The organism is Paenarthrobacter sp. CCNWLY172, from assembly GCF_037402035.1.
In the GTDB taxonomy this organism is placed as follows: domain Bacteria; phylum Actinomycetota; class Actinomycetes; order Actinomycetales; family Micrococcaceae; genus Arthrobacter.
This window is the reverse complement of record NZ_JBBEGB010000007.1, coordinates 151,609-163,639: the sequence shown is the minus strand read 5'-3', so window position 1 is coordinate 163,639 and position 12,031 is coordinate 151,609. Positions and strand designations below refer to the sequence as shown.

Here is a 12,031-nt window from a genome sequence, read left to right as displayed (position 1 = left end):
CACTTGCCGCATCCGCCGCTCCGGCGCGAGACTGACGCCATGCGAATCGACATTTTGAAGGGGGACATCACCAGCCGCCCGGTGGACGCGATTGTCAATGCCGCAAACTCGTCTCTGCTCGGTGGAGGGGGAGTGGACGGGGCCATCCACAGGGCCGCCGGCCCGGAACTCCTCGCCGCGTGTCGCGAGGTGAGGCGGACGTCGTTGCCGGACGGGCTGCCGGTGGGCTCTGCCGTCGCGACCCCCGGGTTCCGGCTTCCCGCCCAGTGGGTGGTGCATACGGTGGGTCCCAACCGGCACGCGGGGCAGACGGATCCGGCGCTGCTCGCCTCGTGTTTCCACGAAAGCCTGAAAGTCGCGGCCGGTCTGGGCGCCAGGACGGTCGCCTTTCCCGCGATCAGCGCCGGAATTTACGGATGGGACGCCCGTCAGGTTGCCGGGGTAGCGCTCGACGCCGTGAGGTCGTTTTCGTCGTCATCTTCCGGCAGCGTGGCTGCGGACAACCTGCTTGAGGTGGTGGAGTTCGTGCTGTTTTCAGAGGATACGACGGCGGTCTTCCGGGCGGTGTTTGGTTCCTCACCGGGGCCGGACTCCTGACGTTTGCGGCGCTGAACCACGAAATAGAGCGCCGCGACGAGCGCCAACGACGGCAGGCCGAAGATCAACGTCATATTGAAGGCCGAGGTGCCCAGCGTACTGATGCCGATGGAGAGCATGAGCACTGCGCCAAGAATGGTGCCCGCTGGGTAGAAGCGGGTCTTGTAGGAGAGCTCCGTTCCGCTGCGCTTCATACTGCGGCGGAAGAACCAGTGGGTGGTGAAAATCATGAACCAGGTGAACATGGCACCGAACATGGAAATGGCCATCATGAAGGTGAAGGCTGTCTCCGGGAACATCGCGTAGACCACCGTGGCAACGGCGATTCCGGCCGTGGACAGGACCAGTGCATTCACGGGGGCGCCGTTGGAGCGCAGCTTTCCGAACATGGCCGGAGCGTCCCCGCTGCGGGAGAGGCTGAAGATCATGCGGGTGGAGATGTAGAGCTGGCTGTTCATGGCGGAGAGCGCGGCAATGATCACCACAAAAGTCAGCAGGCTGTCGGCGAAAGGGATGCCCAGGTTTTGCATGACAGTGACGAAGGGGCTGCCGCCGGCAAGGATCTGGCTGACCGGTGCGATCGCAAGGATGAGCGCCAGGGTGACGATGTAGAACAGGAGCAGCCTTGCGATGGTGGTGCGGAAAGCCTTCTTTACTGCTGTTGCGGGGTCCTTTGCTTCACCTGCCGCGATGGCGATCATTTCGATGCTGAGGTAGCTGAAGATGGACACGATCACGGCGAACCAGGTGCCGGACAGGCCATTGGGGAAGAAGCCGCCTTCGGCAGTGTAGTTGTGGAAACCCGTGCCCTCCGTACGGGCGCCGAACACGATGTAGGCGCCAAGCACAATGAAGGCGATGATCGCGAAGACCTTGATGCTGGAGAACCAATACTCCAGGGTCCCGAATACCTTCACGTTCATGGTGTTCACGCCGATCAGCACTGCGGAGAAGAAGATGACCCATAGCACTGATGGAACGTCCGGGAACCACAGCTTCATGTATTCGCCAACGGCCGTTACTTCAGTTCCCACAGCCAGCACAATGCAGGACCAATACATGTACTTGACCAGGAACCCGGCCAGCGGGCTCACGTAGTGCTCGGCAAAGGCACCGAACGAGCCTGACGTGGGGTGTGCCACCGTCATCTCGGACAAACTGCCCATGAGTAGCAGTGCGATCAACCCGCCTATGGCGTAGCTGATGATCACGCTTGGACCGGCAAGGCCGATGGCAAACTTGCTCCCCAGGAACAGTCCTGTGCCGATAGCACCGCCCAGCGCGATCATGGTCATCTGGCGGGAGGTGAGCTGCCGTTTAAGCCCACCTTCACGTGCCTGGATCTTGTCGAAACTGCCCATCGCGACCTCCTCGTCGATTCTGCAAATCGCTTCAAGATAGAATCCAGCTCAAGGCAGAACAACGGATTTCGAAGCATCACGAGAATATTGGAGGTGTGTTCGTGTCGGATTCACCTACGGCGCGTACATGGGGAGCGGTTCCGAACCGGGTTCGACTCGACGAAACCGACCGGCTGATCCTCAAAGAACTCATGGCCGACGCCAGGATCCCCAACAACGTGCTCGCCTCGAAGGCGGGCATCGCGCCCTCCACGTGCCTCGGACGGGTCCGGGCACTGCGGGACGCCGGGATCATCCGGGGTTTCCACGCTTCGGTGGACCTGGAAGCGCTGGGGTTCCTGGTCTACGCGCTGATCTCAGTGCGCGTGAATCCGCAGGCAAGGAACAAGATGCTGGCCATCGGCCAACGGTTGAGGGCGCTGCCGAACGTTCAGAGCGTCTTCCTGCTGGCCGGGGACCAGGACTTCCTCATGCATGTGGCCTGCGGGACGCCCAAGGAACTCCGGGACTTCATTGCGGTTCACCTGGCCTCGGATCCGGCTATCGCGAACACTCAAACAAACCTGGTCTTCGACCACCTGACGCCGGGGGACTGACGCAGCCGCCGGGGTCCGCACCGGGCCGCGCGGAACAAGTGCCGGAAAGACCCGCGCCAGGTGCTCAAGCGTGGGCTTCGCTGAGCTCCAGCTGGCTCCGGTATTCCACGGGTTGTTTGGTGATGGGGTCAACGAACCGGATGCCGCGGGCCAGGAGCTGGAGCGGCTTGCTGTAGTCGTCCGGGGCCTTGTCCAGCAGGTCCGGGTAGAAGGCATCGTTGATGATGCCCAGGCCCAACGACGCCATGTGGACGCGAAGTTGGTGCGTTTTTCCGGTGTGGGGTTCCAAGCGGTACAGCGCGCGTTGGTGAGTGCCGGCGTCGAACGTTGTTGTTTGTTCGATCCGCGTTTCGGCGTTCGGTTCGCCGTCGATGACTTCGGCGAGCAGATAGCTGCGGGACTTGGTCATGCGGTTGCGGACCACCGTGGGGAACTCGACGGCGGGATAGCCTGCGGCGGGCGTCGCGGCAGAGACGCACTCGTATTCCTTCTGGACCTGGCGCTTCTCGAAGAGCACCTGGTACTTTCCCCGGGTGTCCGGGTTGGTGGACAGCAGGAGGATGCCGGCGGTCATGCGGTCAAGGCGGTGCATGGGGATGAGGTCCGGGAGGTTCAGGAGGTTCCGGAGCCGGACCAGAGCGGATTCCTGGATGTAGGTCCCGCCGGGCGTGGTGGGGAGGAAGTGTGGCTTATCCACCACCAGGATGTGTTCGTCCTGATGCAGGATGTTGATATCCACCGGCAGCCGTGTCTCCGGCGGCAAGGTCCGGTAGTACCAAATGAAGGTGTGGTCCTCCAGTTTGGTGTTCCGGTCCAGCGGCACGCCGCCCTCGCCTACGATTTCGCCGGCATCGAAACGGTCCTCGATGCCTTGGGGGTCGATGTGTCCCCAACGATGCATCATGTAGTCCATGGCGGTGGTCCACGGCCCCTCGTCCGGGAGGCGGAGGCGGGTCGCATTCACGCCGTCGCGCACGGGGAGGGGGGATTGCATCACCGGACAATTCTACCGGCTGCGTTGTGGGGCCCGCTCTGCGTACTTTGGCCGCGCTGAAGCGTGCAGAGCGGGCCTCACAACCAGCCCACAACCGACGATAAAAAAGTTCTTGACAATAAAAGTTGTCGGTAAGCATACTTGAAGCATGTTGGACATCGAAGTGATCGAGGACCCGGCCGCGGCGGAAGCGTCGCTGGACCCGATCCGCACCCGCATCCTCCGCGAGCTCGCCGAGCCCGCGTCCGCCACGCAGCTGGCGCTCAAGGTCGGCCTGCCGCGGCAGAAGGTGAACTACCACCTGAAAGCGCTCGAACGGCACGGATTGGTGGAACTGGTGGAGGAGCGTCGAAAGGGCAATGTCACCGAACGTGTGGTGCGTGCGACGGCGGCCTCCTACCTGATCTCGCCCGTCGCCTTGGCATCTGTGGCGCCGGACCCTCGACGTTTTGCGGACCGCTTCTCCGCGTTTTGGCTTCTCTCCCTTGCCTCGCGCACCGTGCAGGAAATGGGCAAGCTCATCTCCGGTGCCGCCGTGGCGAAGAAGAAGCTGGCCAGTTTCGCGATCGACGGCGAGATCACCTTCCGCTCTGCGGCGGAACGCGCAGCGTTCGCCGAAGAGCTCGGCGTGGCGGTGACCCAACTGGTGGATAAGTACCACGACGGCGGTGCTGCCGCGGAGGCGGGCGGGGCACGCAAGCACCGGCTCGTCGTCGTGCTTCACCCCGCACTGAAGACGCAACACGAGCCCCCAGCAGATCCAATAGCAGAAAAGGACCAAGGCAATGACTGACAACCGGAGATTCGACATCGTGGCGGATACTGAACTGCCCGGCACCCCCGAGCGGGTATGGAATGCTGTCACGGCGGACACGGCCGCTTGGATGTTCCCCACGGATCAGTGGCCCGACGTGAAGACCACCGAGGAGTTTCCCACGCACTTGGTGTCCCGGATGGATGGCCCGGACGGCTGGTTCAACCAGTTGGAGCACGTCCTGGAGCCGCTCGACGGTGGCCGTGCCAAGCTGCATTACGTCCACAGCGGCATCTTCGCCGATAACTGGGACGAGCAGTACGACGGCGCCAGCAAGCATACGGAGTTCTACCTCCACACGTTGGGCCAGTACCTGCAGTACTTCGACGGCAAGCCCGTAGTGTTCACCGACATCCAGGCGCCCGCTTCTTCACAGACCCCTGAAGGGTTTGTGCAGCTGAAGAAGGCCTTGGGTGTGGAGGATGTTGATGCCGGCTCGCGATTCGACCTGAACGTGGACGGCGTGGGGCAGCTGAGCGGCGAAGTGGATTTCTCCAATGAGAACTTCCTGGGACTGCGGACCGGCGACACCCTTTACCGCTTTTTTGGCCGGAATGCTTTCGGCGCTCCCGTTGGCATGACCGTGCACGACTTCAGCGGCTCGGGCGACCCGGAGCTCACGGCCAAGGCCTGGGGCGGATTCCTGCAGAAGGTCTACTCGTAGGCGGACCAGGTTAGGCGGCCCAGGCCCGTGCCACGGATTCCAGGGCCGCCTCGTAGATTCCAGCCCAGTCCGTTGCGGGGTCATTCATTTGAGCCAGCTCGAGGCTGACCAGCCCGTGGACCTGACCCCAAATGGCCATCGCCACCATGGTGGGATCGTCGCTTCGGAGCCTGCCGGCTGACTGGGCAGCCACCACCGCCTCCACCAAGGGGAGCATTGAATCCGAGGCGACGTCCGGCGTCGGGCTGCAGTCAACGTAGCCGGCCAACGCGCCGCCGAACATGAGCCGGTACAACGCCGGATGTTCCAAGGCCCACACCCGGTAGGCGCGCCCAAGCTCCAGCAGTCCGCCCTCGGCGGCCTCCTTTTGGGACTGGCCGAAGGACCGAAAACCGTCGTCGACGGCGGCCGTCAGCAGCTGCGCCTTTCCGCCGAACAGCGAGTAGATGGCCGTGGTGGAGGTCTCTGCCGCCGCTGCGACGTCCCGAAGGGTGACGCGGGCAGGACCTTCGCGGTCCACAAGGTCTGCAGTGACCGCCAGGAGACGCTGCTGGACGTGCTGATCATGAACGACGGGTCTTGCCATGCCCTCAAGTCTTTCATAACATTGTTTCATAACAGCGTTATGAAACTGGCAACCAGGATCGCATCCAGGAAGGCTTCACATGGCACAGGAGATTTTCCCCGGCCGCTTCACGGCGGACATCGAGCGCGACACCGTGACCGTTTTCCTCATCGGGATGCGCGCCAACCGGTGGTGGAAGATGGGCCGTGTGGCGAAGGTTGCCTCGGCCATGCCCGCCATGATGCGGCACCTCGCAGAAAACCCCGAGGCTGGACTGCTCGGCAGTGAGCAGTGGTTCGGGCGGACCACCATGCTGCTCAGCTACTGGGAAAGCCCCGGGCATCTTCGCGCATTTGCTGCCGACAAGGATTCGCCGCATCTAGGTCCGTGGCGGAAATTCATGAAGGAGATTGCGGGCAGCGGCGACGTCGGTGTGTGGCACGAAACGTACCAGGTTCCGGCGTCGGGCATTGAAGTGGTTTACAACGGGATGCCACTGTTCGGATTAGCCAAGGCAACCTCGCATGTCCCAGTGGGACCCGGCAGCAACACGGCGAAGCAGCGCATGGGCGGGGCCCGGAGTACTGCGGCTTAGGCAACCGCGACGACGGCGGGTCGCCCGGCCTTGAGGGTACGGCGCAGGTGGGGGGCGGCGTCGAGCTTGTCCTGGGCGGTGCGGAGCGCACCGACGGCGGACTCCAACTGCGCGGGCGGCAAGGTGTAGGGCACACGCAGGTAGTGCTCGAACGCTCCGCCCACTCCAAAGCGCGGACCGGCGGCCAAGCGGAGCCCGAAGTCAGGTGCGAGCACCGTCAGCGCCGTGCTGCACGGCGAGGGAAGCCGGCACCAGACGGTGAGTCCGCCCTGTGGTCGCTCCACCTCCCACGATGGCAAGTGCTCGGCCAGTAGGTCCAACAGCGATTCCCGGTTGCGCCGGAGTTCCTCCAGCCGGGCGTCCAATGGCTCCGAGAAGGACCTGATCAGGCGCGCAGCCGCCAACTGTTCCACCACAGGACCCCCCAAATCCATGACGGTCCTCGTCGCAACAAAACGGGTGATCATCGCTTCATCGGCCCGGATCCATCCGGTCCTGAGGCCTGCCCAATGCGATTTGCTCAGCGACCCAATGGAAACCACCGAGGGGCTGAAGGACGACATCGGAGCCGTACGGACGCCGTCGAGGTTCAAACCCCGCAACGTCTCATCCACCACCAGCACCGTCCCGGACGCAGTTGCAGCGCGCACCAACCGCCGCCGCTGCAGATCCGACATGATGCGTCCTGTTGGATTGTGGAAGTCCGGCACGAGGTAGGCCATGGCGGGCCGCTGCTGGTTCATCGTGGACACCATCGCGTCGATGTCCCAGGCAGGAGATGTACTCGACTCTATGACGGGTAACGCCACCGGCAGCGGTTTGCAGCCGGCGGAGCGGATGGCGTCCAGCGCGTTGGGATAGGTGGGGTGTTCCACCAGGACCCGGTCCTGTTTACCGGCGAGCGTCCGCAGCACGATGTTGAGGGCATGCTGGGCGCCGGAGGTGACCAGGATCTGGCCGGCTGTGGTGGGCACGCCCTCGGCGGTATATTTTTCCGCGATGGCTTCACGCAGGGCGGGTACGCCGACGGCGTCGTACCCAAAGCCCGGCAAGAGGGCCGGCAGCTCGGTCAGTGCCTCCGCGAATGCCCTGTGCACCACTTCTCCGGCGGCGGGAAGCGATGCATAAGCGAGGTCCAGCACCCCGTCCGGAACGGCAAGCCCTGGGGCGCTGACTGGTACCGTGCGGTGCGGGATGCAGGTCCTGCCGCGGCTGCCCTGCCCGGCAGTGAGAAAACCCTGCTCCCGCAGGCTCGCATAGGCGGCAGTGACGGTAGTGCGGCTGAGGCCAAGCGTCTGGGCGAGGGCGCGTTCGCTGGGCAGCGCGACGTCCAGTGGGATGCGCCCGTCCATCACCAGCAACCGCACGACGTCGGCCAACTCGCGGTAGGCAGGCAGGGCGCCGGAGTTCCAAGAGCCCAGCAGGCGGACGAGTGCAATGGGATTCAGTGAGCCGGACATAAGACCAGTATTCCAAACTGGCTATGGAATACAAGGCCAGTTCTCTTGGATGATTGACATCATGATGACCCGAAGAATCACACAACTCCTGATCGGCCTCGCGATGTATGGCATCTCCTTGGCCATGTTCATCCGGGCCGGCCTTGGCTTGGACCCCTGGGACGTGTTCCACCAAGGCGTGTCCCAGAAGACCGGTTTCAGCATTGGCGTTGTGGTCATCGCGGTCAGCTTCCTTGTCCTGCTCCTCTGGATTCCGCTGCGGCAGATGCCGGGGATCGGAACCATCGCCAACGCGGTGCTCGTGGGACTTTTTGCCGACCTTGGACTGTGGCTGATCCCCGGGTTATCCCACCTTGGAGGCCAGATCGCCATGCTTGCCGGAGCCGTGATCCTCAACGGTATTGCTTCCGCCTGCTACATCGGTGCCCGGCTCGGTCCCGGTGCCCGCGATGGCCTCATGACAGGCCTGGTTCGCCGCACCGGATGGTCCGTCAGGCTGGTGCGCACCGGCATCGAAGTGGTGGTCCTTGCCGTGGGTTTCCTGCTGGGAGGCTCAGTAGGTGTGGGAACCGTGGTCTATGCCTTGGCGATTGGCCCGATCGTGCAAGTGCTGCTGCCGAAATTTATGGTTCCGGAACGGGCCAAGGCAACGGACGGCACGGCTTCCAGCCCGGCAACGGAACCCGCAGAAGCCGTGCCGACAGCGCCAGCGGCCTAAGCTCCGCCGCTTGACCGGCGGACCTTAGCGGCACACACCCAGATCCTCGCCGTACCGCAACCAGTCCGGCAGGTCCTGCGTCAGGGCATCGCGGATGGCGGGTGTTCCAGCGCTCCGCCAATCGACGTCGTCGTTAATTTCGATTTCGTACTTCTTCCACTCGAACCAGTTGATCATTTTCAATTGCGGAAACTGTTGGTGGGTTTCGGGGGAGAAGACCTGGCGCCACCAGGCCCGTTTGACGTCCAGCTCTGACGCTCCACCGCGCGCCGGCGTGAAGATCGCAGCCGTCTCCGGTATCCCTACCGGCTTCTGATGGTCCACTCCGTAGACCTGGTAGAAGTCCGGGACGGCACTGTCATCGCCTGCGGTTCCGTTGTAGGTGCCGGTAAGCATGGCCAGGAATTTGCCCGGTTCGGAGATGTCGTTGTTGCCCCAGGGCCGTTGGTTGCCCCAGTGATACAGCGACACGCCCACCCAATCCACGGCGTCGTCCCCGGGGTAATAGGGGGCGTACGTGTCATCGTTCATGGTGAGCGTACCGTCGTGGTCAGTGTCCAGGGTGGCGAAGTCCGGGGTGCCCGGTCTGGCGGCGAACTGGCCTCCCGTAAACGGGTAGCCACCGCCGTAGTTCGGTGCCCACATCATGGACGTACCCGGCGCCTGGGTATGCACGGCTGCTGCCACCTTTCGGAAAACCTCCACGTAGCGCAGCGGCTGCTGGCCCCAGGAATACCAGGAACCGTTCATCTCATGCGCAAAGCGCACGACGACGGGCGTTCCCTGATCGTTGATGGCCCGTAAGTCGGTTGCCAACGTGGCGATTACTTCGTCGCTCATGGTCGCCAAGCCACCGTGTGGTTCCAGCGTCAGGAGGAGGACGCCGCCTGTGGGACGGACCTGGGTGACGGCGTTGGTGGTGTGGGACCACGTTTCGTCGTCGTATGGGATGTCCGAAAACTGGACCACCACCGCCGGATCATGCCCGAGATTGGCCTGGTGTTCTGCAAGGGTTTCAGAGTTCCAGTCCAGGTTGACGCCCAGCAACACCCCGTCCTTGGGCACGATGGTGGAAGCATCCACGGCCCTGCAGAGGGAGAGCGCCTGCACCACAGGCACCACCTCCTTGGACGCGAAACCCAGTCCAGTGGCGGCGAGGGCCGTCACCACCAAAGGGATGAGCAGGCTGGCCCGCCGGCGCTTGCGATTCGGGTGGCCGCTAAAGGTGGGAGGTGCCGGGGCCACCGTCATCCCCATCCCAGGGTGCGGCGCGGACGCGCGAAGAGCCCACGCCAGCGTGACTGCGGCGCGAGGTGACGTGCCCCCACCAGGTTCGTACCGCCGTCGAGCGCTTCCTGGCGGGTGGCGTAGATACGGGCTACCTGCCCCAGATGGGCTTGGAGCAGTGTTTGGTCGAGGGCGGAGGATGTGCCGAAAAGACGTAGATCGCCGCCGCGGGCGCGGAGCACGTGCAGTACTTCAAGCAGGCCAACGACGCCGGACGCGCCGACAGCTGTCACGTCGGCAACGTTCAGCAGGACCACTATGGGGCCGTCGGCCGCGGCTTCTGCGGTGAGGTGGCGAAAATCCAGGACGCTCAAAGCGTCCAATGGGCCCGCGATGGTCAGATCGATTGATGTCAACAAGGTGGGGATGGAATTCGGGGCATGGGAAAGAACGGACATGGGGCGCTCCTGGCTGGGGGTTGGAACGGCTTTATTCAGGTTTGTTGTCAGGGATGTGTTGGGCGTGAACCTTGAGTGGATTCGAGGACGCGGTTGAGCTCATGCGGGGTGGGAACCGGGCCCGCCAGATCCTCGCCGGGACCGCGGTACCGTGCGGCCCCGATCACCACGCTCAAAAGTGCCAGGTCCAAAGCAACCCAGGCCAACGTGATGAGCGTGGGATACAGCGGAGCTTCCCCGGTGGTTACGCGGGCGAGGCCAATGACCGCGGAAATAGCCAGCAACGCCATGGCAGCAACCTGCAGCCTGACGTGCTGGAAACCGCGTCCCGTGGCCTGTTTGCTCTTGGCTGTGACGGAGAAGGTGAGGTGCCTGCCGAGAAAAACGGCAGCTGCTCCTGAGCAAGTGGCAGCGATCCAGGTGGGAAAGAGCGCGAAAGACCATTGCTGGCCACGCCACAGACCCTTCGCGCCATTGCCCGCTACCTGGAACAGCACCTGGCACGAAATGAAGAAGGGAAGGAACAGGCAGAAGAACACCACAGGGCTGGCCGTCAACGGATAGGTGCCGGCCCACAGGAAAACCACCGGCGCTGCGATATAGCTCAGGGCGGCAAACCCGTTGAGGTAGCTTGTCATGGTGCCCAGATACATCAGGCGCTGGGCCACCGTGAGGCCACGAAGCAACAGCGGGTTGTCGTTGAAGAACACCTGCATGGTTCCGGCTGCCCAGCGATGACGCTGGGAGAGCATGGTGGACACATCCTCAGGTGCCAGGCCGTGGACCAGGACCTCGTGGTGGTAAACGCTGCCCCACCCCATCGCGTGAAGGTGCATGGCGGTGGCCATATCCTCGGTAATGGTGGTGGTGTCCATGGGGTGGATGGCCAGTGCTTGGTCTGTGTGTGCCACATCCACCGACTCCAGGATGGCGTCGAGTTCGGGAACCACATCATCCATGGCATCAGGTACTGACAATGCGGCCGCATGGAAAGCTACGCGAAGCTCGAAGGTGATCTCCGCCAAGACATCGCCCCTGCGGAGCTGGCGCTCCGCACGCGCCATCGCTTCCAGGGCCTGTTCGACCACCGGCATTGCCGCGGGACGGCGCCTGCCGAGTTCACCCAGGAGATCCTGCAGCCTTGAGCGTCCCTTACGCAGGGAACTCCACGTCTGTTCCGTTGCTGTGCGTGTGTATCGGGTCAGGCCCAGGGCCATGAGGGCTTCCCGGCGCAGGACAGCATTCGAGCCGCAGAAGAACGCCGCGTCCCAGCCATCCTTGCCTTGCTGGATGGGTCCGTAGAACAGTTCCGCCTGGCTGCCCAGGGGATCCCGGTCTGTGACGTTCCAAAAGTGCTGCGGGGTCTGGACGAAGGCCACCTCTTCAGCATCGAAATAGCCCAGGACGCGGTCCAGGAAACGGGGTTCCGGGACCTGATCGGCGTCCAGGATGGCCACGAACTCGCCCGTGGTCAAGGACAGGGCGTTGTTGACGTTGCCCGCTTTTGCGAAGCGCTGCCTGCCATCCCATTCGGGTCCGCGGGTGATGTACCCGACGCCTATCTGCCCGGCTGCCTTCGCGAATTCGGTGCGGTTGCCATCGTCCAGGATCCATGTTTGGTGCGGGTACTCCATGTCCCTGGCGGCGATGGCCGTTTTGAGGACCAGGTCGAGTGGTTCGTTGTAGGTGGCGATGAACACGTCTACCGTCCTGCCCGGAAGGGCCGGCGGGGGAGGCGGCCGTCGTCGGGCGTTCCACATGGTGACCGCGTACAGGGCGGATTCGCCCAGACTGTAAGTCTCGGCCACCACGAGTGGCAGCGAAATCCACCATGCGTCCCACGCGACCGTGCCGGACCATCGCCAACTGATGTAGATCAATCCAAAGGAAACCACCAGAACTGCAAGAATCCTTACAAGTATTTGTCTGTAAATGCCCATTTTTAGCCTCCGGTAACTGCTGGGAAAAGGCCAAGGCGCGCA

Annotated in this window: 12 protein-coding genes and 1 pseudogene; 6 read left to right on the top strand and 7 right to left on the bottom strand. The window is 63.3% G+C overall.

The features are described 5' to 3' along the window. Positions 1 to 39: 39 nt before the first annotated feature. Complete coding sequence (locus WBN73_RS12885; RefSeq protein WP_337340437.1) at positions 40 to 597, top strand: O-acetyl-ADP-ribose deacetylase; 558 nt, start codon at positions 40 to 42, stop codon at positions 595 to 597. Positions 598 to 683: 86 nt separating this feature from the next. Here WBN73_RS12885 and WBN73_RS12880 read toward each other — a convergent pair. Further along, a pseudogene (locus WBN73_RS12880) lies at positions 684 to 1,886 on the bottom strand (amino acid permease); the annotation flags it as partial. 173 nt (positions 1,887 to 2,059) lie between these two features. On the opposite strand from WBN73_RS12880, the gene WBN73_RS12875 reads away from it, so the two are divergent. Continuing rightward, the gene (locus WBN73_RS12875; protein ID WP_337340436.1) at positions 2,060 to 2,554 is read left to right on the top strand and encodes an Lrp/AsnC family transcriptional regulator; all 495 of its coding nucleotides are present in this window, start codon (positions 2,060 to 2,062) and stop codon (positions 2,552 to 2,554) included. Positions 2,555 to 2,618: 64 nt separating this feature from the next. Here WBN73_RS12875 and WBN73_RS12870 read toward each other — a convergent pair whose 3' ends face one another. Beyond that, on the bottom strand, positions 2,619 to 3,548 hold the full coding sequence (locus tag WBN73_RS12870) for a pseudouridine synthase (RefSeq protein ID WP_337340514.1): 930 nt from the start codon (positions 3,546 to 3,548) through the stop codon (positions 2,619 to 2,621). Positions 3,549 to 3,696: 148 nt separating this feature from the next. Between WBN73_RS12870 and WBN73_RS12865 the strand changes: the two genes are divergently transcribed. Both WBN73_RS12865 and WBN73_RS12860 read left to right on the top strand, forming a co-directional pair. Next, positions 3,697 to 4,341: an ArsR/SmtB family transcription factor gene (locus WBN73_RS12865; RefSeq protein WP_207596261.1), complete on the top strand. Its 645-nt coding sequence runs from the start codon at positions 3,697 to 3,699 to the stop codon at positions 4,339 to 4,341. Further along, positions 4,334 to 5,026, top strand: coding sequence for an SRPBCC family protein (locus tag WBN73_RS12860; RefSeq protein ID WP_337340435.1), 693 nt, complete (start codon positions 4,334 to 4,336; stop codon positions 5,024 to 5,026). Before WBN73_RS12865 ends, WBN73_RS12860 begins: the two co-directional genes overlap by 8 nt. 10 nt (positions 5,027 to 5,036) lie before the next feature. Here the strand turns inward: WBN73_RS12860 and WBN73_RS12855 are convergent, their stop codons facing one another. Continuing rightward, positions 5,037 to 5,612 (bottom strand): TetR-like C-terminal domain-containing protein, encoded by a 576-nt coding sequence (locus tag WBN73_RS12855; RefSeq protein ID WP_337340434.1) that lies wholly within the window; start codon positions 5,610 to 5,612, stop codon positions 5,037 to 5,039. A gap of 79 nt (positions 5,613 to 5,691) precedes the next feature. Between WBN73_RS12855 and WBN73_RS12850 the strand changes: the two genes are divergently transcribed. Next, the gene (locus WBN73_RS12850) at positions 5,692 to 6,186 is read left to right on the top strand and encodes a DUF4188 domain-containing protein (RefSeq protein WP_337340433.1); all 495 of its coding nucleotides are present in this window, start codon (positions 5,692 to 5,694) and stop codon (positions 6,184 to 6,186) included. On the opposite strand, the gene yczR is transcribed toward WBN73_RS12850, so the two are convergent. Then, positions 6,183 to 7,646: a MocR-like transcription factor YczR gene (gene yczR, locus WBN73_RS12845; protein ID WP_337340432.1), complete on the bottom strand. Its 1,464-nt coding sequence runs from the start codon at positions 7,644 to 7,646 to the stop codon at positions 6,183 to 6,185. The two genes, WBN73_RS12850 and yczR, sit on opposite strands and share 4 nt — an antisense overlap. Positions 7,647 to 7,707: 61 nt before the next feature. Between yczR and yczE the strand changes: the two genes are divergently transcribed. Then, complete coding sequence (gene yczE, locus WBN73_RS12840; RefSeq protein ID WP_337340513.1) at positions 7,708 to 8,364, top strand: membrane protein YczE; 657 nt, start codon at positions 7,708 to 7,710, stop codon at positions 8,362 to 8,364. Positions 8,365 to 8,388: 24 nt separating this feature from the next. Here yczE and WBN73_RS12835 read toward each other — a convergent pair whose 3' ends face one another. The 3 genes from WBN73_RS12835 to WBN73_RS12825 are packed head-to-tail and all read right to left on the bottom strand — an operon-like array spanning position 8,389 to position 11,989. Continuing rightward, positions 8,389 to 9,621 carry a glycoside hydrolase family 26 protein gene (locus tag WBN73_RS12835; protein WP_089593706.1) on the bottom strand — a complete coding sequence of 411 codons (1,233 nt, stop codon included), beginning with the start codon at positions 9,619 to 9,621 and terminating at the stop codon, positions 8,389 to 8,391. Further along, complete coding sequence (locus WBN73_RS12830) at positions 9,612 to 10,049, bottom strand: STAS domain-containing protein (protein ID WP_337340431.1); 438 nt, start codon at positions 10,047 to 10,049, stop codon at positions 9,612 to 9,614. The genes WBN73_RS12835 and WBN73_RS12830 overlap by 10 nt, the downstream gene beginning before the upstream one ends. Positions 10,050 to 10,096: 47 nt before the next feature. After that, entirely contained in the window at positions 10,097 to 11,989 is a 1,893-nt protein-coding gene (locus tag WBN73_RS12825) for a glycosyltransferase family 2 protein (protein WP_337340430.1), read from the bottom strand. Between the last annotated feature and the right edge of the window lie 42 nt (positions 11,990 to 12,031).